The sequence below is a fragment of the Streptomyces sp. NPDC104096 genome (assembly GCF_055584385.1).
In genome coordinates, this window is sequence record NZ_JBVJMD010000007.1 from 1 (window position 1) to 21,308 (window position 21,308).

Genomic DNA, 21,308 nt, shown 5'->3' on the forward strand with positions numbered 1-21,308 from the left:
GGCGGCGGCACCGGCAACACCCAAGGCGGAACCCAGGGCGGCGGCACCGGCAACACCCAAGGCGGAACCCAGGGCGGCGGCACCGGCAACACCCAAGGCGGAACCCAGGGCGGCGGCACCGGCAACACCCAGGGCGGCACCCAGGGCAGCGGCACCGGCAACACCCAAGGCGGAACCCAGGGCGGCGGCACCGAGACCACCGGCACCACCCCGACCGGAACACCGACCAGCAACGCCACGTCGACAACACCTTGAGGTGCGCGGAGAACAACGAAATCCGCGGCTCATTCGCTGCGTCTCCCCAGGCGCCCGGCGGTCCGCGTCACACAGCACTGAACGCCAAGCAAGCATCGCTATCACGCAATAGGAAAAGGAGCACGTCGTGCGGCTCAGTCGGAAGCAGCAGACAGCCACAGCAATCGTGTCGGTGGTGATCGCGGGAGGACTCGCCACCGTCGGGTCCCCTGCCACAGCGGCGCCTGCGCCGAGCAGCGCTCAGACTCAGGTCGAGAAGACGGTCTGCAAGTGGAATCAGCAGCACACGAAGCGGGTCTGCAGGCTCGTTGTCGGCAACACCCAGGGCGGGACCCAGGGTGGCGGCACTGGCAACACCCAGGGCGGCACGCAAGGTGGCGGCCGGGGCAACACCCAGGGCGGCACCCAGGGTGGCGGCGGCGGCAACACCCAGGGCGGGACCCAGGGTGGCGGCACCGGGAACACCCAGGGCGGCACCCAGGGTGGCGGCACCGGGAACACCCAGGGCGGCACGCAAGGTGGCGGCGGCGGCAACACCCAGGGCGGCACCCAGGGTGGCGGCCGGGGCAACACCCAGGGCGGCACCCAGGGTGGCGGCGGCGGCAACACCCAGGGCGGCACCCAGGGTGGCGGCGGCGGCAACACCCAGGGCGGCACGCAAGGTGGCGGCACCGGCAACACCCAGGGCGGCACCCAGGGCGGCGGCACCGGCAACACCCAGGGCGGCACGCAAGGTGGCGGCACCGGCAACACCCAGGGCGGCACGCAAGGTGGCGGCCGGGGCAACACCCAGGGCGGCACCCAGGGTGGCGGCGGCGGCAACACCCAGGGCGGCACCCAGGGCGGCGGCACCGGCAACACCCAGGGCGGCACCCAGGGCGGCGGCACCGGCAACACCCAGGGCGGCACGCAAGGTGGCGGCGGCGGCAACACCCAGGGCGGCACCCAGGGTGGCGGCGGCGGCAACACCCAGGGCGGCACCCAGGGCGGCGGCACCGGCAACACCCAAGGCGGCACGCAAGGTGGCGGCCGGGGCAACACCCAGGGCGGCACCCAGGGTGGCGGCGGCGGCAACACCCAAGGCGGCACCCAGGGCGGCGGCACCGGCAACACCCAAGGCGGCACCCAGGGTGGCGGCACCGGCAACACCCAAGGCGGCACCCAGGGCGGCGGCACCGGCAACACCCAAGGCGGCACCCAGGGCGGCGGCGGCGGCAACACCCACGGCGGCACCCAGGGTTGACCGTTCAGATCAGTTCAGCGCCTCGCGGGGTTTCGCTCCGCGAGGCGCCTCTGTGCGCTCTCACCTGACGTCGACGAAGTCCCCTGCCGCCGTGGCCGGTCCGGTGGTGGTCGTACCGGCGAAGCGGAAGCGGAAGTAGCCGTCCGCTCCGGCCTTGACGGTGGTCCGCAGCGTCCCGCCGGTGCCGCTGGTGACGGTCTTGAGGGTGGTGTAGGTGGTGCTGCCCTTCTTGCGGAACTGCAACGCGACCGGCCGCCCCGCGTAGCCGGTGTAGGTGCCGCTCTCCCAGTTGGCGCGGGTCAGCCTGCCGATGACCGTGACGGTCCGGCCCTTCTTCACGGGTTCGGGCGAGGCGTTGACCGTCACCTTGGCGTACCGCTTGAGGGACGCCGTGCCGGCGACGTCGACGGCCGTCCAGTCGTCGCTGTTGTCCTGTGCTTCGGCGAGCACCTTCCAGGTGCCGGCGAGGGCGTTGCGGTGGAGGTCCCGGGCGTTCACGGCGAAGCTCACCTTGCAGGTGGAGACGGTGGGGTCGGCGGCCGAGACGGTGCAGGTGCCCGCCGGCGGGTAGAGCGGCAGGCGGCCGTCGGCGTCGTCGGTGTTCGGGCCGTGCCACAGGTACGCCCAGGACGCGGCGACACCGTCCGGGTCCCGCACGGTCCAGGTGAGGGTGACGGTCGTCCGGGTGGTCAGGCCGAGCACGATGTCCTTGCCGCCGTTGACGACGACGTTCGAGAACGTCGTGCCGCCGGACGTGTCCCGGCCCGCCGCCTGGGCGGCCGCCGGGATCACCGATACGCACAGGACGGTCGCCAGGGACGCGACGGTCATGGCCGGGCGGATGCGCATGGAATCCCCCTTCGGGAGCCTCGGCCCCACCGGCCTCTCACGGCGGGGCCTGCTGGAGTGTCACGCTGCCTAGACCCGCGAGGCCCGCCCGTGGTTGCCCGCTCCCGGTCACCGCTCCCCGACGGCCGCCAGGTCCACGTCCTTGGTCTCCCGGTACCGGAGGAACGACACCGTGCTGATCAGGCAGAGCGCCACCACGTACCAGGGGTACCAGCCGGCGTGCCCGTGCGCGGAGAGGTACTCGATCAGGTAGGGCGCCGTGCCGCCGAACACGGCCACCGTCAGCGCGTACGGCAGCCCGATGCCGCTCGACCGCAGCGCCGTCGGGAACATCTCCAGCGTCGCCGACGGCGGCCGTCAGCGCGGCGTTCGCCGGTACGCCGTACCGGAGCTGGGCGTAGAGCGGCAGGTACGAGGCGAAGGTGTAGTAGACGACGGTCGCTCCCAGCGTGAAGCCGACCACGCGGACGGCGGCACGCGGGTGGGTACGCAGCACCTGCCGCACGGGGTTGTCCGGCCGCTCCCGCACCGCCTCGAAGACGGGGGTCTCCCGCATCCGGCCGCGCAGGTACCAGCCGTACAGGGCGAGCAGCGCGCCGAGCGCGAAGGGAACACGCCGGCCTCAGCCTCCCAGTTGAGCCGGGGTGAGCGTGTCGTGCAGCAGCAGCGCGAACAGGGTGGCGGCGAGGGAGCCGAGGGTGGTGCTGATGTGGACGGCGCTGGAGTACAGTCCGCGGCGCCCGGCCGGCGCGATCTCGTTCACGTACGTGCTCATCGCCGCACCCTCACCGCCCGCGGACAGTCCCTGCAGCGCCCTGGCCACCACCAGCAGCGCCGGGGCCGGCGCGCCGGCCGTCCGGTAGGGCGGGGCGAGCGCGATCAGCAGGCTGCCGGCCGCCATCATCAGCAGGGACAGCCGCAGGGCGGTGCTGCGGCCGTGGCGGTCGCAGTACGCGCCGATCAGCAGGCCGCCGAGCGGCCGGAACAGGAAGCCGACGGCGAACACCGACAGGGGTAGAACTGCGGGCCGAGCAGCGCGGCGAACGTCACGAACGTGGCCCAGTCGAACCATTCCATGGCGTTGCCGACGGAGCCGGCCGGCAACGGGCGCAGCCGCTCCCGTCCGACGGAGACATGAGGCACATCGGCGGCGAGGGTGTCGGTGTTCACGAGGTCGCCCTCCCGAGCGGGGGTCGTGCGGCGGATGGGATGCCGAGCCGTGCGCGGACGTCGTCGGCCTCGGCGACGCCGATCTCGGTGAAGGCCTCGAGGGCCTCGGTCCAGTACGCGCGCGCCCGCGGGTGGTCGCCGTCGGCCGCGGCGACGGCACCCAGGACGTGCTTGGCCCTGGCGATGTTCAGGCGCTGCGCGATCGGCCGGGACAGGGCGATCGCTCCTCGCGCGCACTCCTCGGCCTGCCGTGGGTCGCCCAGACTCAGGTGGAGCGGGGCCAGTTCCAGGAGGATCTTGCTGCGGGCGATGTGGTTGGCGCTCCCCTCGGCGAGCAGCCGGGCCTCCTCGGCGTACCGGGCGGCGTTCCGGCCGCCCAGCAGGCCGTCGGTGACGGCCATGCGGGCCAGCGCGTACGCCTCGCCGTCGACGTAGCCGATCTGCCGGGCGCCGTCGAGCGCCGCGGCCGCGTGCCGGGCCGACTCGGCCGGTGAGCCGAGGCCCGCCCCGATGGCCGACAGCAGGCACAGCGTCTCCACCTCGTAGGTGCGGTCGCCGCCCTCCTGGAAGGAACTCAGGGCCCGCTGCGCCGAGTCGAGCGCGCTCTCGTACCGGCCGATGTCCAGGTCGACGAGGGCCAGGCCGTACAGCGAGATGCTTCTGTCGTACGAGGAGTCGATGGACTCGGACACCTTCAGCGCGCGGGTGAAGCAGGACCGTGCCTCGGCCGGTTCCCCGGTGGCCTGGCGCACCAGGCCCAGGTTGCGCAGGCTGTACGAGCTGATGTGGTGCAGGCCGAGGCCGCTCGCGGTGGCCAGTGACGCCGTGAGGCACTCGGTGGCGCGCGCCATGTCGCCGCGCGTCCAGTGGATGAACCCCAGCAGGCCCTGGGTGCTGGCCTCCAGGCGCGGGGACCGCAGGGTGTGCGCGGCGGCGAGGGCCCGCCGCGCCGCCCGGAGCGCCTGCTCGCCCCGGCCGAGGCTGAGGTGGGCGAGGCTCATGTTGTTGAGCGTGGCCGCGACCTCCTCGGCCATGCCGAGCCGGTCGTGCAGCGCGAGACTCTTCTCCTGGTGCGCGATGGCCCGCTCGTAGTCGCCCAGCGTGTTGTGGAGGTTGGCGAGGCTGCGGTGCATGGACGCGATGCCGCGCTCGTCGTGCAGGCTCTCGGCGGCGCTCAGGCCGACGCCGGTCGTCTCCCGCCACTCGGTGCGGTACTTGCCCGTCCAGAAGAAGCCGCGCAGCGCGTCGGCCAGATGCCAGGACAGGTGGTACGGGCCGTGCGTGCCGAAGTGGCGCACACAGGCCATCAGGTTGCGCCGCTCGGCCAGCAGCCAGGCCGTCGCGTGGCTCTCGTCCGGGAACTGCGGCACCTCGAAGGTCGCCTTGGGGCGTTCCGGCTGGGCGAGCCGCACGAACTCCGAGTACAGGACGTCCGCCGCGGCGCAGGCGCCCGCCAGGTACCACTGGCCGAGCCGCTCCAGCGCCTCGGCCCGCTCCCGGGCGCCGTGCTCGGCGAGCGCGCGGTCCTGGGCGTACTCCCGCAGCAGATCGTGGAACTGATAGCGGCCCGGGGCGGGTTGTTGCAGCAGGCTGGCCGTCTCCAGACGGCTCAGGCCGGTGCGCGCCTGCGCCTCGCTGATGTCGGCGAGCACCGAGACGGCGGCCGGTGTGAAGTCGGAGCCGGGGAAGAGCCCGGCCAGCCGGAAGACCGCGCGGTCGTCCGGGGTCAGCGCGTCGTACGACAGGGCGATGGCCGTGGAGACGGCGGACGTCGTGTCGCCGTCGACGGAGAGGGCGGCGAGGCGGTTGCCGCGCCGCAGACTCTCCAGGTAGTCCTCGGTCTGCCCGCCGGGCGCGCCGATGAGGTTGGCGGCGGCGATCCTGAGCGCGAGCGGCAGATACGAGCACAGGGCGGCCACCTCGCGCACGACGTCCGGCTCGATCGCCACCGCGGCCTGCCGCATCATGCCGGTGACCAGGTCGGCGGACTCCTGCTCGCTGAGCGTGCCGACCCGGACCACCTGGGCGCCGTGCGTGACCGCGAGGGAGCGCAACTGCCGCCTGCTGGTGATCAGTACGGAACACCCCGGGTCGCCGGGGATGAGCGGCAGCACCTGTTCGACGCCGGACGCGTTGTCCAGCACCACCAGCACGCTCTTCCCGGTCAGCTTCGACCGGAAGAGGTTGGCCTGTTCGACCGGGTCGACCGGGATCTGCTCCGCGGGCACGCCCAGGCTGCGCAGGAACTGCGAGAGCACCTGGTCCGGCGGGAGCGGGGTGTGTGCCCCGCCCTGTTCGTAGCCGCGCAGGTTCACGTACAGCTGCCCGTCGGGAAAGGCGCCCCGCACCCGGCTGCCGAGCCGCACCGCGAGCGCCGTCTTGCCCACCCCGGGCGGCCCGGACAGGACCACGACGGGGACCCCGGTGCGGTCCGAGACCGGCGGGAGCATCGCCTCGATCCGGCCGACGACATCGTCCCGGCCCACGAATCCCAGGGCCAGGGGCGGGAGTTGGGCGGGCACCGTGACGGCTCCGAGACGCGGTCCGTGCGGCGCCGCGAGGGCGGGGTCCGATTCGAGGATGCCCGCGTGCAGCGTGCGCAGCCCTTCACCGGGCTCGACGCCGAGCTGCTCGACGAGTTCACGGCGGGCCTGCTGGTAGACGTCCAGCGCCTCCGCCTGCCGACCGGAGCGGTACAGGGCCAGCATCAGCAGGCTCCAGAAGTTCTCCCGCAGGGGATTGTCCATCGCGGCGGTACGCAGCTCCTTCACGAGCTGCGCGTGCCGGCCGAGGTGGAGCTCGGTCTCGAAGTACGCCTCCAGGGCACCGAGCCGTTCGTCCTCCAGCGCCGGCGACTCGTCACGGCGTAACGCGTCCGACGGGATGTCCGCGAGCGGCGCGCCCCGCCAGGCGCTCAGCGCCTCGGCCAGCAGCCGTGTCCGTTCCTCCGGCGTCTCCGTCCGCTGCGCCAGCCGGACCAGCCGGCGGAACCGCGTCAGGTCGAGTTCCTCGTCGGCCACGTCGATCCGGTAGCCGCCGGCCGCCGTCCCCACCAGGTCGTCGCCGAGCAGCATCCGCAGCCGTCGTACGTAGGTGTGCAGCGCCCCGCGCGGGTTGGACGGCTTGCGCTCGTCCCACAGCCATTCGGCGAGACGGTCGTTGTCGACCACCGAGCCGGCCCGCAGCAGCAGCGCGGCCAGCAGTACCCGGAGTTTCCCGGAATCGACCACCACTTCTTTGCCCGCGACCCGGACGGCGAGCGTTCCCAGTATTCCGAAGCTGTTCCCGGCACCGGGCGCGCCGGAGCTCGGCAATGGAACGAGTTCTGTTCGCACCATGCGGTTCTTGTCATCCCCCGTAGACGTGTGCACGGCCTCCCGGTGCCGCGCAGCGCGCCATTGCCGGAGCGCGGACAAGGGGACCCTCGGCCATGCGATCGCCACCCTAGGGCCTGTCCGGCGGATCGTGCCGACGCGGGGACCGGCACGCCCGTCCGGGCCGATGAGACACCGCTGGTTTCCTGCGTCGCGATCCGCCTTTCCATCGGGCTCTGTTCTTCCCCTTGTCAGGGTGGCGGCGGACCGCCGATCATCCGTCCTGGGGGACCTGGGGGAACCGAATGACCCGCGCACGCAGGGCACTTGTCCTGATCGATCTGCAACGGTGGATCGTCGACATGCCGTGGCGGCCGATCGGCGGCGAGGCCGTTGCCGAGGCCTGCGCAAGGCTCCGCGAGCGGTTCGCGGACACCGGCTCCTCGACCGTCGTCCTCGTCCGTCACGTGCGGGCCGACGGCGCCGACGGCGGTGTCGGCGCCGCCGCCAACCGGTTGGTCCCCGGTCTCGAACCGCGCGACGGCGAGCAGTTGGTGACCAAGCACGGCCTCGACGCCTTCGAGGGCACCGATCTCCACGACCGCCTGCGCGGTGAGGGCGTCACCGACGTGGTGATCGCCGGACTGTCCACCGCGCACGGCGTCGCGGCCACCGCCGCGACGGCGGTGCGCCTGGGCTACGGGGTCGTCGTCTCCGACGCCACGGCGAGCGTGGACGAGGCGCAGCACCGCAAGGCGCTCGACCGGCTCACCGCGCTCGGCGCGCGCACCGGTCCGGTCTCGGACTTCGTGCCCGCGGGGGCCGACGCCGACTGACCTCGCGGTGCCGCCGGTTCACTGGTGGCTGACCGCCGTGGGCCTGACCACGTACACGATGCGGTGGGCGACGTCCGGCGGCGGGCCGTCCAGCTTCATGCCGTACCGCTGCGCGAGCTGCGCGAAGAACTCACCGGAGGAGTCGTCGTCGATGCGGACCACCTCGCCCCGGATCTCCAGGTAGCGGTACGGCTGGTCCGGGTCGTTGACCGAGACCGCGACATGCGGGTCGGCCGTGATGTTCCTGTACTTGTAGCGGACCGTGGTGTTGGTGAAGCGGACGTACTCGCCGTCCCAGGAGAACCACATCGGGTTCACCTGGGGGCCGTCGCCCGCCGCCCGGATCGTGGCCAGATGGCCGAAGAGCGGCCTCTCCAGCAGATCCCGGTGGCTGTCCGGAATGAGACTCATACCGTGTGTTCCCTCACTGTTCGTCGTTCGCCCCGCGGGGCGGTGAGCAGTCCGCACCGGCCGTCGGGACCCGCCGTCGTGCTCGCCGCCCCGGCCGCCCACGCGCCCGGTGCCGCCGGGTGCGACGCCGGCGGGGCGCGGTTCGTCGCCCATGGGGCTCAGTACCTGCTTCCGACGGCGGTGGGCAGGGCGGCCAGGTCGGCCAGGTCCTCCGCGGCGAGGTGGACCTCCGCCGCGGCCAGGTTCTCCCGCAGGTAGCGCGAGTTCTTGGTGCCGGGGATCGGCACCACCCGCTCGCCCTGCGCCAGCGTCCACGCGATCGCGATCTGGGCGGGCGTGACCGAACGGCGGTCGGCGACCTCCCTGATCCCGTCGACGATGCGCTGGTTCGCCTCCATCGCGGCACGGTGGAAACGCGGGTTGGCGGTGCGGAAGTCGTTGTCCTCGAACCGGCCGGCGTGCAGGGTGCCGGTGAGGAAGCCGCGGCCCAGCGGCGCGAACGGGACGAAGCTCGCCCCCACGCTCTCGCACCAGCCGACGATCCCGCCCGCCTCCCCCTCCAGCGCGTCGCGCGTCCACAGCGACAGTTCGGACTGGACGGCGGTCACCGGGTGGATCCCGTGCGCGACGCGGGCCTGCGCGACGGTGGCCTCGGACAGGCCGAGCCAGCGCACCTTGCCCTCCGCGACCAGTTCGGCCATCACGCCCCAGGTCTCCTCCAGCGGGACGGCGGGGTCGATGCGGTGGACGTAGTAGAGGTCGATGACGTCGACGTCCAGCCGGCGCAGGCTGGCCTCGACGGCCTTGCGTACATAGGCCGGCGAGTTGTCGCGGTGGGCCGTCCGCTGCTCGAGACCGTCCAGGACGATGCCGAACTTCGTCGCGATGACGACCTCGTCGCGGCGGCCCGCGACGGCCCTGCCCAGCAGCGTCTCGTTGTGGCCGGCCCCGTAGAGATCAGCGGTGTCCAGCAGGTTCCCGCCGAGGTCCAGCGCCTCGTTGATGACCCGCACGGAGCGTTCGTCGTCCCGGGCGGACTCCTGGTAGAGCCAGCTCATCCCCATGCACCCGAGACCGACGCTGCCGATCTTGACTCCCGTGTTGCCCAGACTTCTCAGGCGCACTTCCTGCTCTCCTTCCGCCGTCGGGCGGTCGCGAATACGTCGGAATCCCGTGGTCGTGCACCGCGGACCGACGCGGCCGCGGCTGACGGGAACGAAACTAGCCACGCGGTCTTTCGTCCCGCTGTCGGAGCGCGCAAGGGGGACGACAACCCGCCGAAAGAACCGCTGACCTGGGATTCACCGGCAGAGCGACGATGCCTCGCGACGGTGGGCGGAGCCGGAAGCGGGGCACCTCGTGCCGGAAGAGCCGACGGCGTTCCTCGCCGAGAAGCGGGCCGCGAACCCCTGACGGATTACGGACTCCCACCCGTCGCCCCTCCGGGCGTCCGAAGACCACGCGGGCGGGGGTTGTGCGGGCGGGGTTCGGAAAGGCGGGAGGCTCAGGAAGCCCGCCGATGGTGCCCGAGGGACGCGAGGACCCCCTTTTCCCGGCGAGGGCTGCGGACCGTCCTCGGTCACCCGGACCGTGCGGACGTGGTGTGTGGTGGGGCGGGTGGGACTCGAACCCACGGCCGACGCACCGCACCGTCCTACACATCCGACGCGAGCACCCTGCCCTCGGCGACAACACCATGACCTGGCTCGACACCCCGCCGGACATCCTCGCCTTCCACCGCGATCCCGGCCTCGTGTGCGTGCTCAATCTGTAGGACGAGGCGTACAGGCTGCCCGACCGCACCACGGTCCTTCTGGCCAGCGGTCCCGTCGAAGACGGATTGCCAGAACCCGACCACGCGGTCTGGCGCAAGAAATAACGGCCTCCATCTGGAGCATCCCCTCAATCCGCCAGGGCCTTTCCGGTGCCCACTCCCCGCCCATCGGCCAGTCCCTGGCCCACACGAACGGTTACGACCTCGCAGCGGGAATATATAAAAGATCTTGCATCTTGATACACTTCATCTGATGCACTCAGGTAAAGGAGGCCACCATGAGTCGGACGGTCATTGATCTCGACGACGAGGCACTGGAGGCAGCCGCCAGAGAGCTCGGCACCTCTACCAAACGCGACACCATCAACACCGCGCTGCGGGAAGTCACGGCCCGCTACCGGCGCTTGCGAGCACTCGACGAGGCCCGCGAACTGGTGGCCGAGGGCGCTCTGGACATCGACCTACTGCTGGACAAGAGCGCATACCGCCCCACGAGTGGGGGCGCGGTGGACGATGACCGCGGCACCGGAGCGCACGAGTGACAGTCGCCGACTACCTCATCGACACCTCCGCCCTTGCCCGCGTCCTGCTCCGCCAGAACACGGCCGAATGGGACGACAGGATCGCCGCCGGCCTCGTCGCGATCTGCGACCTCACCGAACTGGAAGTCCTCTACTCGGCCCGTTCGGCCACGGACCGCGCCCGCTTGAAGTCGGCACTCGACGCCCACTACGCCTGGTGCCCCATGCCCGACGGTGTCTACCGCCGCTCCCGCGTCATCCAGGAACAGTTGACCTCCAAGGGAGAACACCGCAGCGCGGGCCCCGTGGACCTCCTGGTGGCCGCAGCCGCGGAAGAAGCGGGACTCACTCTGCTCCACTACGACCGCGACTTCGAAACCATCGCCCGCGCGACAGGGCAGCCGGTCCGCACCATCGACCTCAGGCAGTAAAGCTCGCACGGTGCCGACGGGCACCGAGCTTCTGGCCGACCCAGGCGCCTGGCGGTCAGTCCGCTGTGGCCTGGGCCGTCTCCCGACACCCAGGGGTCACCGGACGACACGGCCCCCGACCGCCCCGCGCCGTGTCTCCCGGGTTCCCACCACGGTCTGGCCGACCTGCGCCAGCGCGCCGAACTCCTGGACGGCAGCGTCGCCGCCGGCCCCAAGGCCGACGGCGGCTACGAGCTGCGGCCGGGAACTCCCCGCTCAGGAAAAGAGGGAAGACCGAGGGCCGCAGGGGAGCCGCAGCCCCGGGCTGACCCGTGACCGCGCCGCTCGTCGGCTGCTCCGGTACTCAGCCCGTCCCGCCCGAGCGGCTGATACGGCCAAGGACGCACCATGTGCCCTTGACGCGCTGGTCCCCCTCACGTCCGGACGCTCCGTGGGCGTACTGGCGGGTGGCTCCCCCCGACCGCCGGACGACTTCCGGGAAGGCGTCCCGCACGAGGCCCCGCGTATACCGGCGCCGTGAGCGGCAGTTCCCGCGGCCCGGCCCTGCCGTCAGGAGTTGGGCAGGCGGCGGAAGCGGTCGTCGTCCTGGTAGCCGACCGCCGGGATGCCCAGCAGGTCGTCCACGCCGGGGAAGCCCTCGTCCGCCTGGAACTGCGCCCCGTGCACCGACGCGTTCTGCGGCGGCCCCGCGTAGAAGCCGGTGTGCGAGCTGCCCAGTTCCATGAGGTAGCCGCCCGCCGCCGACGGACGGCGCCGGTCGTCGGCGACGGCCTGGGAAGCGTAGGTGTTCATGGCGGCGACTCGCTCGTAGAGGGCGGTCGCCGACATCGTGGGACGGCGGGCCGGGCGACCGTCCAGGCCCTTGACCCGGATGCCGTGCGTCCGGGCGGCCTCCAGCGCCGCTCCCAGCCCGGTCGCGCCCAGGTTCATGCTGTTGTCGTAGCGGGTGAGGAACGCCCGCAACCTGGGGGCCATGGCTCCGCCGGCGAGGTACGCGTCGACGTGCTGCTGGTAACTGTCGTCCCGGATGCTCTCCAGGTAGAGGGTGCGCACACCGGCGGCCTGGATCTGCTCCATGTGCGTGCACAGGAACTGCCAGATCCGTGCCCCGGAATGGGCGCCGCCGATGGCCACGCCCTCGAACCGCTCCAGCAGCGCCCTCAGGTCGCCCATCGCGTCCTGGGAGTCGGCGTCGGCCAGGGTGTCCTCCACGGCCTGGTGGCGCTGCTGCCGGCCCTCGGAAGTCTCCGTGTACATGTCGCGTGCGTCCCGGGCGTCGTGGCCGAGCTGTGTGTCGCGTGCGTCCTGGCGGTTCCAGTGGCCGAGCGTCCGCGGGTCGGCACGGCCGATGCCCTCCAGCACCTCGTTGCGGCCGGCCGTCGGGGGAACGCCCGGAGCCAGCCTGCGGACGTTGCCCAGACTGTAGTGGAGCAGCGGATCGGTCTCCTGGAGCGTCTGCGGGTCCGTGCCGATGTTCACGCGCTGCTTGTGGCCGGCGTCCCGGGTGGCCGGCGGCAAACTCTGCCATTCGGCCGCTGTCAGCGCGTTCGGTGTGCGGTCGCTCGCGCGGGAGTTGCGGGGACCCCGTACCCGCAGCGCGGGGCCCGGCGGGTGCTGGTGCAGTTCGTCCTGCTCCATGCGCTGGACCACAGGAGCGGCCGTACGCCGGACGGGGTGTGTGTGCCCGCAGTCCGCGGTGTGCGCGTGCCGCCGTTCGTCGATGATGCGGGACACCGCCGCGTTCCCGGCGAGACGCTGGAGTCGCAGCGCCGACTCTGCGCTCGTTCCATCGCCGGACCGGGGCTGTCGCACGGCCTTCGCGGCTCCCGGGCGCCGCGGTCCTTCCCACTGCTCGTCACCGGCCTGCTGCGCCCGCATGCGTGCGTCCCCCCTGAGACACGGACTGGGAACATCCAGCGTCACCGCTCCGCCCTGCTCGGCGGTACGTCCGGGCGGGCAGGTACGGGTGCAGGCACACTGCCCTTTCACCCGGGTCCTGGCGGCCGACCGGCTCCCGATCGTCTTCGTGGACGAGTACCAGGACACCCCCGCCGGTCTCGCGGAGGCCGTGCCGGGTGTTCCGGGCGATGAGGCCACCGCGCGTCGCGGCCAGGTCCAGCGCCACTGGCGCCGCCGAGGCTGGGCCGTTGTCAGACCAGGCCGTTGCACGGCCTCGGCACGCCCGCTTCAGCCGTGATCCCAAGACAGGGGGACAGCACCGAGAACAGGCGAGCGACGGCCCCGCAGCGCCACTCACACCGTAAGTCCGGTTCGCCGGAGATCGGCGTCCCCAACTCTGTCCCCACACCCGCGAGAACGTGATCGATCAGGACGGCCAGGGCCGCTCCGAGGTCCGACCGACCAACGAGGTTGCCGGTCGGAACGCTTCTTCGGCCACATTGCGTGGTGGGGCGGGTGGGACTCGAACCCACGGCCGACGGATTATGAGTCCTTTGAAGATCTTGGCGGCCCTTGTCTTTCTGCGCTCATCCTTGACATTTTCCCAGCTCAAAGCGCGTGCTGCACGCTCATGCTCGGCAGTCTTTGCCCATCCGTTCCCGTCCTTGCGTCCCCAACGCGTCCCCAACGCGTTCTCGTGGGGACGAACTCCAGCATCTGGAGAAGGATCCCGGCAGCTCGGACCCAGCAGAGGAACCTGCCCGAAGCGGATTCTGCTTCCAACGCGGAGAGGCTCCGCCCCTGAACCGGGGCGGAGCCTCTGTGGCCTTTCCGCAGGCCGTGCGTCTACGCAGAGCTTAAAGCGACATACGCCATGGCGGGTGCACTAGGCCGTGTATCGAAAGTGGATCTTGGACTGTGAATGATCACGGTTCATGGGGCGGGGAGATCTCACGGACGAACAGTTGGCGGTGTTGGAACCGTTGTTGCCGAAGGGTGCCAGGGCGGGGCGGCCGCCTGTCTGGTCTCGGCGGCAGTTGATCGACGGCATACGGTTCCGGGTCCGGACCGGTGTCCCGTGGAGAGATGTGCCCGTCGAGTACGGGCCGTGGAGCCGGGTCTACGACCTGTTCCGCCGATGGCAGCGGAACGGCACCTGGCAGCGAATTCTCACTCGGCTCCAGTCCCTGGCCGACGCGAAGGGTGCGATCGTGTGGGACCTGAGCGTCGACTCCACGGTATGCCGTGCCCATCAGCATGCGGCCGGGGCCCGGAAGCGGGGTGACCTGCAGAAGGAGTCACCGGGTGGTGTCTTCACCGAGCCTGGTGATCACGGGCTGGGGCGGTCGCGTGGTGGGTTCACCACCAAGCTGCACCTGGCCGTCGAGCAGGGGCAGAAGCCCATGTCGATCGTGGTGACGGCAGGGCAGCGTGGAGACTCACCGCAGTTCGAACCGGTGCTGGAGAAAGTTCGCGTGCCCCGCATCGGGCGGGGCAGGCCACGTGTTCGTCCCGATCGGGTTCGGGCTGACAGGGCGTACGCCTCTCGCAGAAACCGCGCATATCTGCGCCGACGTGGGATCCGCTGCACCATCCCGGACAAGGCAGACCAGGCCCGCAACCGTCAGAAGCTGGGCTCTCGCGGCGGTCGGCCGCCGCGCTTTGACCCGGTTGACTACCGCGAGCGCCATGCGGTCGAGTGCGGGATCAACCGGCTCAAGAGAAACCGGGCTGTCGCCATGAGATACGAGAAACTCGCGGTCCGCTATGAGGCGACCGTCCTCGTCGCGGCCATCAATGAGTGGCTGTGACCACACATGCATACCGCCTCTTCGTTAATCCGTTGCCCAGGAGCCAATTGGCCAGCTAGGTTCACCCAGCCGCCCGCATCGGTGCAGGCCGGCGCTGTCGACCAGGAGGTGTAGAGCACATGCGCACGAGTGCCCAGGAGTTGAGCTCGCGTACTGACTCTTGCCACCTCCTCACGACGGAGACACCTTGTCCCTTCGCATCACCCCACTGACCGACCCCGCTCACGGGCCGCACGGCCGGCGTCTTGCCTGGCTGGCGTCGGACGCGGACTCCATCCCTGCCGGGACCGCCTTCCTGCGCCTGCTCGACGGCGGACAAGAGCATCTGGCCGAGCTCGACCTCCGCGTTCATCCTGCGGAGCGCCGCAAGGGCATCGGCTCCCGGCTCCTCGACACCGCCGTGGCCACCGCCCGGGACAACGCCCGACGCCGCGTCGTCGCGCAGGCAGAAGCCGGATCGCCCGGCGACCACTTCCTGGCAGCGCGCGGCTTCCGGAAGGTCCTCACCTTCAGGTACACCCGCCTGACAATGGCCGAGGTGGACACCACCGTCCTGGCTGGGATCGTCGAGCGTCCTCATCCCGGCTACCGGCTGACGTCATGGCAGGGAACCGTCCCCGACGGCCTCGCCCAGACATTCGCCGCCTCACGCCGCGCCATGGACGACATGCCCATGGACGACGCCGAGTACGGCACCGTGGCCTGGGACGTGGACCGCGTGCGGGCCGCGGCGAAGGCCGTCGAACAGCGAGGCGACCACCTGCACACCGTTGTCGCCATCGACGCCTCCAACGGCTCGATCGCCGCCTTCACCGAACTCGTCATCCCCGGCAATGGCGCAGGTGACGGCCAGCACTACGGCACGGGCGTGCTGCCCGAGCACCGTGGTCACGGCCTCGGCCGATGGATGAAAGCCGAGTCGATTCGACAAGCCCATAGGGACTATCCGGACCTCGGTGGCCTCCTGACCGACACCGCCGACAGCAACGCGCACATGCGACGGATCAACGACGGTCTCGGCTACACACCCACGCACACGACACATCAGCATCAGCTCGACCTCTAGCAGAGAGCGGACGGGCCGGGGCATCACCCCGCCTGGCCTGTCCGCGCTTTCGATACACGCCCTAGCACTCCAGCAATCCAGCGCCTTTTGCTTACCGCCCGTAGCGACGGGACACGTACCTTCCACGTAGGTCATGGCGCTACGGCCCCTCGAGTTCCCGTCTGCGTGTTTTGCTGACGGCGTCAACGTCAAGGGGGAATTGTGGTCGCAGATGATGAACGGCAAGCCTATGCTCGCGTCATGGGGCAGGTGGTTTCTCGTTCTGCCAGCGTGGGAGGACGTGCTGCCAGCGCCATCACAGGAGCCCCTGGTGGAGGCTTCGCCGGGAAACTCGCAGGCAGGATGTTCGAGAAGGTCAACCAAGCGTGGCCTCTGTGGGAAGACTCCTTGAGCCGTGACTTCGCATGCAGCGCCGATCGCGCATGGGAGATCATCATGGCCTACGCCCAACGGTCTCGCTATACCGAGCGCAACCTCGATTACGGTGGCCGCAGTGCTCGATTTGGGTGGACGAGGACGTTTCACGAGGATCCGCTGTTGGCGATTGTGAGCGTCACCGGCACTGCAACGTCCTCAACGGTGGTCGTGCGAGGTATCACAGGCAAGGCGTTGATCGACTACCGAACGTGGCTGAGTGACCGCCTCTGCGCCATTATGGACGAGCTGGAGACACACATCTGAACGGCCAATCTCCAGTTTGTCTGGCGAGTTGGCCAGTTGATCGTCGTCGGGAGTGACAGCGTCGGCGCCAGACATACCAAGACCGCCAACGCGGCCCGGTCGGGCGGGAGATCCATCCGGGAAGTCCCGCAAAGGCGCCTCGCACAACATGCGGGTTTCGAGAGGACTTTTGCGAACGACGACCTGCGGAAACGTGATCACTCCGGGGGCTCTCGCAGATAAACATCTATGAGAATGCCCCGCAGTCCGCGTTCAGGCGGCTGCTGCCTCGGAGCGGGCGGTGGCGGGGCGCCTGCCGCGCCGGTCGGTGACAAGGGCGAGGCCCACTCCGATGCCGGCCCAGACAATGAGGGTGAGGGCCGGGAGTCCGGCAGCTGAGCCGTCGAAGAAGGCGTTGGCGCGCAGCAGGCTGCCGGAGGCGCCCGGAGGGGGAGCTGGCCGAGGGTGGCCCAGCCGGTGGGGGGCCAGTGGGGTCCGGCGGCAAGTCCCGAGAGCGGGTTGCCCAGGAGCATCATCAGCGCGCCACCGAGGGCGAATCCCGGCATGCCGAGGAGGGCTTGGAGGCCCAGGGGAGGGTGGTGGACAGGGCGGCGGTGCCGAGGATGAGGCCGAGGGCGGTGAGCCAGTAGTTTCCGTCGACGGAGTGGGTGGCGAATACGCGACCCACAAGACGCCCGACATCAAACGGTGGCTGCTGGCCCGACCGCGGTTCCACCTGCACTTCACGCCGACCAGTGCGTCCTGGCTGAGCCTGGTCGAGCGGTGGTTCGCCGAACTGACCCAGAAGAAGCTCCAGCGCGGCGCCCACCGCTCCGTCCAGGCCCTCGAACGCGGCATCCGGGCCTGGCGTCGACTGGAAGGAGCACCCCGGACCGTTCGTCCGGACGAAGACAGCGGACGAGATCCTCGACGAAGTCGCCGCCTACTGCCACCGAATCTCTGGCTCAGGTCACCGGGGTCTGTCCGGCGGTTCTTGGCGGCTGCACGGTGTGGAACGACAACGTTCGAGAGGACCGCCGGCTGAGAAGGCCCCCGGTGCGGGGTGTGCACCGGGGACCTTCCGCGGCAGCGACGGGGTCGCTGCCGCGGCCGGGCGGCGTCTCGGCCGGACCCCCGCCACCGCCGGGGGTCCGGCCGGGGAGCGGTCACGCCGCCCGGCTTCGGGAGTCCGTCGCGAACCGGCCTGCCACCGGCCCGCGACGGAGGGGTCGGAGGTTCAGGCCAATTCTTCGCCCGTGGCGGCGGGCGAGGGCCAGTCGACCAGGGTGGAGGCGAACCAGGTCCAGCCGCGGCGGTGCCATGCGGTCGACTGGACGGCGAGGCGGCTGCGGTGTTCCTCCCACTTTCCGGCTCCGGCAGGTGACCAGGCCCGTTCGGCGATGCCGGCGAGGCGGGGCAGGAGCAGGAATTCCAGGTCCTCGCCCGAGGTGACCGTCTCGCACCAGACCGCGGCCTCGACACCCGCGGCGGTGGCCTCGGCCCCAGGAGCGGCCCCATTGGAGATGGCGGCGGCGAGCGCGTCGGCCGGATCCCAGCCGTAGCTCTGCTCGACGGTCTTGGGCGGGTAGACGGGCAGGCCTACCCGGGCGCGCCGGACCTCGCCGTCGGCGTCGGCGGCAGGTTCGGCGTAGGGGCGGTCGAGGTAGAGGTGGGACGTGGGTGAGAGCAGAACGTGGGCTCCCTTGGCCGCGGCGCGGTCGACGTCCTGGTCGGCCTTGGCCATCGTCTCGGCGACGATCGCCACCATCTCCGCGGGGATCATCTGAGCCATGGCGCCCGAGTCCAGGACCTCGCGCATCTCCGCCACGTCGATCCAGTACTGGACGACCTCCTCGGGGCCGACGGCCGAGCGTGCGGTCTCCTGCCAGGCCACGGTCTTCCGGCCCAGTTCGCGGGCGATCTCACGGACACGGTCGCAGAACGCGGCGTGCGCGTCGTCCGCCATGCCGAAGGCCTCGTCGCCGCCGAGGTGGAGGTAGACGGAATCGGGGAAGAGCCGGGAGACGTCGGTGAGGACGTCGCGGACGAAGCTCCAGGTGATCTCCCGTTCGGGATCGAGGGTCCCCATCGGGACGGGCCCCTGCACGATCTGCCCGGCAGTGGGTGCGAGTTGGGGGTAGGCGCCGAACACCGCCCGGCAGTGGCCGGGCATGTCGATCTCCGGCACCACCGTGATGTGCCGCTGCCGCGCGTGGGTGATGATGCGGCCGATGTCCTCGGCCGTGTACCAGCCGCCGGGCCGGTCGCCCAGCGCGTCGGCGCCGCCGGTCTCGGTGAGGGCGGGCCAGTTGGTGATCGGCACGCGCCAGCCCTGGTCGTCGGTCAGGTGCAGGTGCAGCACGTTGAGCTTGTGCAGGCTGAGGATGTCCAGGACGCGCAGCACCTGGTCCACGTCGTGGAAGGTGCGTGCGACGTCCAGGGACAGGCCGCGCCAGGCGTACCGGGGCGCGTCCAGGACCCGCAGGGGCGGTAGTTGGGTGGTGCCGTCCGGGCGGAGTCCGGCGGTCAGGAACTGGCGGAGGGTGGTCAGGCCGCGGTGGGCTCCCTCGGCCGTGATCGCCCACACTCGCGCACGGCCGTCGCGGATCTCCAGCCCGTACCTCTCGGCGGCCGCGTCGTCTCCGTCGGCCCGCAGACCGAGCGGCTGCGGCAGGGCGGCCAGTTCGTCGGTCTCGGGACCGGAGGTGACGAGTTCGACATGGATCAAGGGCTCGGTGCCGGCGGCCTCCCGAGCCAGTCGCAGACCGGTGTCGCGGGCCACGTCGTCGATGAACACGCGGATCACGTCGGCGAGTTCGGGGTTGCCTGCGAGAACCGTGCCCGGCGCGACGGCCAGGCCGACGCCGTCGTGCAGGTCGGTCCGCAGCGGCGCGGGGATGATGTCGTGAGTCATGGGGATGCCTACTTGACGGATCGGATCGGGATGATGGCCAGTGCGCCCGCGACCGCGAGGAGCAGGGCGACCGGGAACAGCGCGGGGTAGCCGGCCAGGGTGACGATGGCGCCGCCGAGGAAGGGGCCGAGGGTCTGCGGCAGGGTGGCCGCGATGTTCAGGACGCCGAGGTCCTTGGCGTAGGAGGACTCGCCGGGCAGCACCTCGGACATCAGGGCGGCGTCGACGGCCGAGTACATGCCGAACCCGAGTCCGGCGATCACCGTGTAGACGATCATGCCGGTCACCGTGGGCAGGGCGAAGGGCACGGCCATGCCGATGCCCATGACCACCGAGGAGGCGATCACGAATGGCTTGCGCCGCCCGATCCGGTCCGACAGCGGGCCGGAGAAGGAGGTGGTGGCGATCAGCGCGACGAGGTTGATCCCGCCCAGCAGCGGTACCAGGTCGACGGCGTCGTCCTTCAGTCCGACGTAGTCCTGCAGGATGAACAGTTGGTAGCCGGTGACGACGAAGTAGCCGGTGAACAGCGCGAGTCGGGCCAGGAAGCCCCAGAAGAAGTCGGGGTGGCGGCGCGGGCTGACCCAGAACGTCCGCAGGAAGACCTTCAGGTCGAAGGGCTCGTTGACCTGCTCGGTGCTCGGCGTGTCCGGGCACACCAGGACGAAGGCCACGACCGCGACGAGCAGGACGGCGGAGAGTCCGGCGTAGGCGAGCAGTCCCGTTCCGGACAGCGCCGCGCCTGCCGCCTGTCCGCTGACGATGCCGACCATCATGCTGACACCGGAGACGGTGGCGAAACTGCCACGGCGGGCGGCGGGAACCCGGTCGGGCAGCAGCGCGGTGACCGGGCTGATGACGAAGTTGAGGACGATCTGGACGACGACCCAGGCCACGATCAGCTGAGGCACGCTCTTGGCGAGGCCCATGACGGCCAGACTGACCGTCAGTACGACGCTGCCGCCCGCGATCCAGGGGGTACGCCGACCGAAGCGGCTGCGGGTGCGGTCGGAGAGCAGACCGGCCACCGGGCTCGCGATCATCGCCACCAGCGCCCCGATGCCGGTGATCAGAGCCAGGGCCGCGGCCTTCCCAGCCCGGTCGATCGACTGGACCTGCAACGGCAGCAGGATGCCGGGCACCGCTCCGATGATCAGATAGATGGCGGCGTTCAGCGGGACGATCATCCCGAACAGACGCCGCATGGGCGGCGACGACGGCGCGGGCGCGTCGACGACGGCCGCCGCGGGGGGATGAATGGTCATGGCCGCTCCCTTGCGGTGCCCATATCTAACACGTGTCAGATACGATGGCGGGAACTGTAGACCAGCCCGTCGAGGTGGGCAATGGAGTAGACCACTCGACCTGAACGACGGAACGGAGACAGCGTGGCCACCCGCATGACTCCCGAGCAGCGGCGGCTGTTCATCCTCGACACCGCCATGGACGTCATCTCCGAGGAGGGCTACAAGGGCCTGTCGCTGCGCGAGATCGCCCGCCACTGCGGCATGTCCGCACCCGGCGTCATGCACCACTTCCCCGACATGCCCACCCTGCTGCTCGCCCTGCTCCACCACCGCGACGAGATCGACGGCGAACGCCTCAAGGAGCGGCTGGGCGACCACCAGGACCTGCGCTCCACCCTCGACGCGGTCGTCGCCTACAACGCCCGCCATCCCCGCCGCGCCCAGCTGTACGCCATGGTCCAGGCCGAAGCCCTCGACCCCGCCCACCCCGCCCACGCCTACTTCGACGGCAGGAACTCCCTGTACGCGCTGTCCCTGCGCGAGTACACCGGCACCGACGCTCCCGCCGAACTCCTGCACATCCTGCCCGCGGTCCTCGACGGCCTGCAGATGCACTGGCTCATGGACCCCGAGAACTTCGACCTGTGCACCCAGTGGGCACTCGTCGCCGACGCCCTCTTCACCCGCTATCCGGCGACGGCGGGCGAGTGACGAACGCACCCCTGGGCCTGGAGTCCTCGTTCTGGCGCTGGAAGCCGGGGAAGGACGGAACTCCGAGCCAGCCGTGACTCATCCGGTCATTCCCCGACCGCGCCGACCAGGTCCGCACCTCTCTCGTACCCACTGGGCGACCTCGGCCGGACGACCGGCCGAGCCGGCCCGCCGGGCTTGGCAGGGGGAGGCCGTA

General features: G+C 70.9%; 20 protein-coding genes and 1 pseudogene. 10 read left to right on the forward strand and 11 right to left on the reverse strand.

Going from position 1 to position 21,308, the window contains the following annotated elements; translation table 11 throughout:
• Together ACZ60B_RS10210 and ACZ60B_RS10215 are read left to right on the forward strand one after the other, a co-directional pair.
• A partial coding sequence (locus tag ACZ60B_RS10210; protein WP_469385564.1) for a hypothetical protein occupies positions 1-255 on the forward strand: 255 nt, incomplete at its 5' end.
• Positions 256-382: 127 nt separating this feature from the next.
• Positions 383-1,498: a hypothetical protein gene (locus ACZ60B_RS10215; protein ID WP_469385565.1), complete on the forward strand. Its 1,116-nt coding sequence runs from the start codon at positions 383-385 to the stop codon at positions 1,496-1,498.
• Between the two features lie 60 nt (positions 1,499-1,558).
• Here ACZ60B_RS10215 and ACZ60B_RS10220 read toward each other — a convergent pair whose 3' ends face one another.
• The 5 genes from ACZ60B_RS10220 to ACZ60B_RS10240 all read right to left on the reverse strand — a co-directional run bounded on the left by ACZ60B_RS10220 (position 1,559) and on the right by ACZ60B_RS10240 (position 6,855).
• The gene (locus ACZ60B_RS10220; protein ID WP_469385566.1) at positions 1,559-2,347 is read right to left on the reverse strand and encodes a hypothetical protein; all 789 of its coding nucleotides are present in this window, start codon (positions 2,345-2,347) and stop codon (positions 1,559-1,561) included.
• Between the two features lie 108 nt (positions 2,348-2,455).
• Positions 2,456-2,680 (reverse strand): hypothetical protein, encoded by a 225-nt coding sequence (locus tag ACZ60B_RS10225; RefSeq protein WP_469385567.1) that lies wholly within the window; start codon positions 2,678-2,680, stop codon positions 2,456-2,458.
• A 289-nt stretch (positions 2,681-2,969) separates the two neighbouring features.
• The gene (locus ACZ60B_RS10230; RefSeq protein ID WP_469385568.1) at positions 2,970-3,353 is read right to left on the reverse strand and encodes an MFS transporter; all 384 of its coding nucleotides are present in this window, start codon (positions 3,351-3,353) and stop codon (positions 2,970-2,972) included.
• Positions 3,308-3,517: a hypothetical protein gene (locus ACZ60B_RS10235; RefSeq protein ID WP_469385569.1), complete on the reverse strand. Its 210-nt coding sequence runs from the start codon at positions 3,515-3,517 to the stop codon at positions 3,308-3,310. Before ACZ60B_RS10235 ends, ACZ60B_RS10230 begins: the two co-directional genes overlap by 46 nt.
• On the reverse strand, positions 3,514-6,855 hold the full coding sequence (locus ACZ60B_RS10240) for an AfsR/SARP family transcriptional regulator (RefSeq protein ID WP_469385570.1): 3,342 nt from the start codon (positions 6,853-6,855) through the stop codon (positions 3,514-3,516). Before ACZ60B_RS10240 ends, ACZ60B_RS10235 begins: the two co-directional genes overlap by 4 nt.
• Before the next feature lie 281 nt (positions 6,856-7,136).
• Here ACZ60B_RS10240 and ACZ60B_RS10245 point away from each other — a divergent pair, with 281 nt between their 5' ends.
• Positions 7,137-7,667 carry a cysteine hydrolase family protein gene (locus ACZ60B_RS10245; protein ID WP_469385571.1) on the forward strand — a complete coding sequence of 177 codons (531 nt, stop codon included), beginning with the start codon at positions 7,137-7,139 and terminating at the stop codon, positions 7,665-7,667.
• Positions 7,668-7,685: 18 nt separating this feature from the next.
• Here the strand turns inward: ACZ60B_RS10245 and ACZ60B_RS10250 are convergent, their stop codons facing one another.
• The gene (locus ACZ60B_RS10250; protein WP_450660919.1) at positions 7,686-8,078 is read right to left on the reverse strand and encodes a PPOX class F420-dependent oxidoreductase; all 393 of its coding nucleotides are present in this window, start codon (positions 8,076-8,078) and stop codon (positions 7,686-7,688) included.
• A 158-nt stretch (positions 8,079-8,236) separates the two neighbouring features.
• Positions 8,237-9,202, reverse strand: a complete 966-nt coding sequence (locus ACZ60B_RS10255) for an aldo/keto reductase (RefSeq protein WP_469385572.1) — start codon at positions 9,200-9,202, stop codon at positions 8,237-8,239.
• A 928-nt stretch (positions 9,203-10,130) separates the two neighbouring features.
• Here ACZ60B_RS10255 and ACZ60B_RS10260 point away from each other — a divergent pair.
• Together ACZ60B_RS10260 and ACZ60B_RS10265 are read left to right on the forward strand one after the other, a co-directional pair.
• Complete coding sequence (locus ACZ60B_RS10260) at positions 10,131-10,394, forward strand: type II toxin-antitoxin system VapB family antitoxin (protein WP_469385573.1); 264 nt, start codon at positions 10,131-10,133, stop codon at positions 10,392-10,394.
• Positions 10,391-10,804 carry a PIN domain-containing protein gene (locus tag ACZ60B_RS10265; RefSeq protein WP_469385574.1) on the forward strand — a complete coding sequence of 138 codons (414 nt, stop codon included), beginning with the start codon at positions 10,391-10,393 and terminating at the stop codon, positions 10,802-10,804. The genes ACZ60B_RS10260 and ACZ60B_RS10265 overlap by 4 nt, the downstream gene beginning before the upstream one ends.
• A 549-nt stretch (positions 10,805-11,353) precedes the next feature.
• Here ACZ60B_RS10265 and ACZ60B_RS10270 read toward each other — a convergent pair.
• Positions 11,354-12,682, reverse strand: a complete 1,329-nt coding sequence (locus ACZ60B_RS10270) for a TraB/GumN family protein (protein ID WP_469385575.1) — start codon at positions 12,680-12,682, stop codon at positions 11,354-11,356.
• A 956-nt stretch (positions 12,683-13,638) separates the two neighbouring features.
• Between ACZ60B_RS10270 and ACZ60B_RS10275 the strand changes: the two genes are divergently transcribed.
• From ACZ60B_RS10275 to ACZ60B_RS10285, 3 genes are all read left to right on the forward strand, one after another.
• Positions 13,639-14,514: an IS5 family transposase gene (locus ACZ60B_RS10275; RefSeq protein WP_469385576.1), complete on the forward strand. Its 876-nt coding sequence runs from the start codon at positions 13,639-13,641 to the stop codon at positions 14,512-14,514.
• Between the two features lie 187 nt (positions 14,515-14,701).
• The gene (locus tag ACZ60B_RS10280; RefSeq protein ID WP_469385577.1) at positions 14,702-15,580 is read left to right on the forward strand and encodes a GNAT family N-acetyltransferase; all 879 of its coding nucleotides are present in this window, start codon (positions 14,702-14,704) and stop codon (positions 15,578-15,580) included.
• Between the two features lie 240 nt (positions 15,581-15,820).
• Positions 15,821-16,261 carry a hypothetical protein gene (locus ACZ60B_RS10285; protein WP_469385578.1) on the forward strand — a complete coding sequence of 147 codons (441 nt, stop codon included), beginning with the start codon at positions 15,821-15,823 and terminating at the stop codon, positions 16,259-16,261.
• A 514-nt stretch (positions 16,262-16,775) separates the two neighbouring features.
• Here the strand turns inward: ACZ60B_RS10285 and ACZ60B_RS10290 are convergent.
• On the reverse strand, positions 16,776-16,928 hold the full coding sequence (locus ACZ60B_RS10290; RefSeq protein WP_469385766.1) for a hypothetical protein: 153 nt from the start codon (positions 16,926-16,928) through the stop codon (positions 16,776-16,778).
• Here ACZ60B_RS10290 and ACZ60B_RS10295 point away from each other — a divergent pair.
• A pseudogene (locus ACZ60B_RS10295) lies at positions 16,920-17,214 on the forward strand (IS630 family transposase); the annotation flags it as partial. The gene ACZ60B_RS10290 and the pseudogene ACZ60B_RS10295 sit on opposite strands and share 9 nt — an antisense overlap.
• A gap of 263 nt (positions 17,215-17,477) precedes the next feature.
• On the opposite strand, the gene ACZ60B_RS10300 reads toward ACZ60B_RS10295, so the two are convergent.
• A complete protein-coding gene (locus ACZ60B_RS10300; protein WP_469385579.1) occupies positions 17,478-19,154 on the reverse strand; it encodes a family 20 glycosylhydrolase in 1,677 nt (558 codons plus the stop codon).
• 8 nt (positions 19,155-19,162) lie between these two features.
• A complete protein-coding gene (locus ACZ60B_RS10305; RefSeq protein WP_469385580.1) occupies positions 19,163-20,419 on the reverse strand; it encodes an MFS transporter in 1,257 nt (418 codons plus the stop codon).
• Positions 20,420-20,542: 123 nt separating this feature from the next.
• On the opposite strand from ACZ60B_RS10305, the gene ACZ60B_RS10310 reads away from it, so the two are divergent.
• A complete protein-coding gene (locus ACZ60B_RS10310) occupies positions 20,543-21,112 on the forward strand; it encodes a TetR/AcrR family transcriptional regulator (protein ID WP_469385581.1) in 570 nt (189 codons plus the stop codon).
• The last annotated feature ends 196 nt before the right edge of the window (positions 21,113-21,308 follow it).

What these genes read in the sequence shown, in the direction of transcription:
- ACZ60B_RS10220 (WP_469385566.1), bottom strand. Translation starts at nt 2,347, where the DNA reads ATGCGCATCCGCCCGGCCATGACCGTCGCGTCCCTGGCGACCGTCCTG.
- ACZ60B_RS10225 (WP_469385567.1), bottom strand. Translation starts at nt 2,680, where the DNA reads ATGTTCCCGACGGCGCTGCGGTCGAGCGGCATCGGGCTGCCGTACGCG.
- ACZ60B_RS10240 (WP_469385570.1), bottom strand. Translation starts at nt 6,855, where the DNA reads ATGGTGCGAACAGAACTCGTTCCATTGCCGAGCTCCGGCGCGCCCGGT.
- ACZ60B_RS10245 (WP_469385571.1), top strand. Translation starts at nt 7,137, where the DNA reads ATGACCCGCGCACGCAGGGCACTTGTCCTGATCGATCTGCAACGGTGG.
- ACZ60B_RS10250 (WP_450660919.1), bottom strand. Translation starts at nt 8,078, where the DNA reads ATGAGTCTCATTCCGGACAGCCACCGGGATCTGCTGGAGAGGCCGCTC.
- ACZ60B_RS10260 (WP_469385573.1), top strand. Translation starts at nt 10,131, where the DNA reads ATGAGTCGGACGGTCATTGATCTCGACGACGAGGCACTGGAGGCAGCC.
- ACZ60B_RS10270 (WP_469385575.1), bottom strand. Translation starts at nt 12,682, where the DNA reads ATGCGGGCGCAGCAGGCCGGTGACGAGCAGTGGGAAGGACCGCGGCGC.
- ACZ60B_RS10275 (WP_469385576.1), top strand. Translation starts at nt 13,639, where the DNA reads ATGGGGCGGGGAGATCTCACGGACGAACAGTTGGCGGTGTTGGAACCG.
- ACZ60B_RS10285 (WP_469385578.1), top strand. Translation starts at nt 15,821, where the DNA reads ATGGGGCAGGTGGTTTCTCGTTCTGCCAGCGTGGGAGGACGTGCTGCC.
- ACZ60B_RS10300 (WP_469385579.1), bottom strand. Translation starts at nt 19,154, where the DNA reads ATGACTCACGACATCATCCCCGCGCCGCTGCGGACCGACCTGCACGAC.
- ACZ60B_RS10305 (WP_469385580.1), bottom strand. Translation starts at nt 20,419, where the DNA reads ATGACCATTCATCCCCCCGCGGCGGCCGTCGTCGACGCGCCCGCGCCG.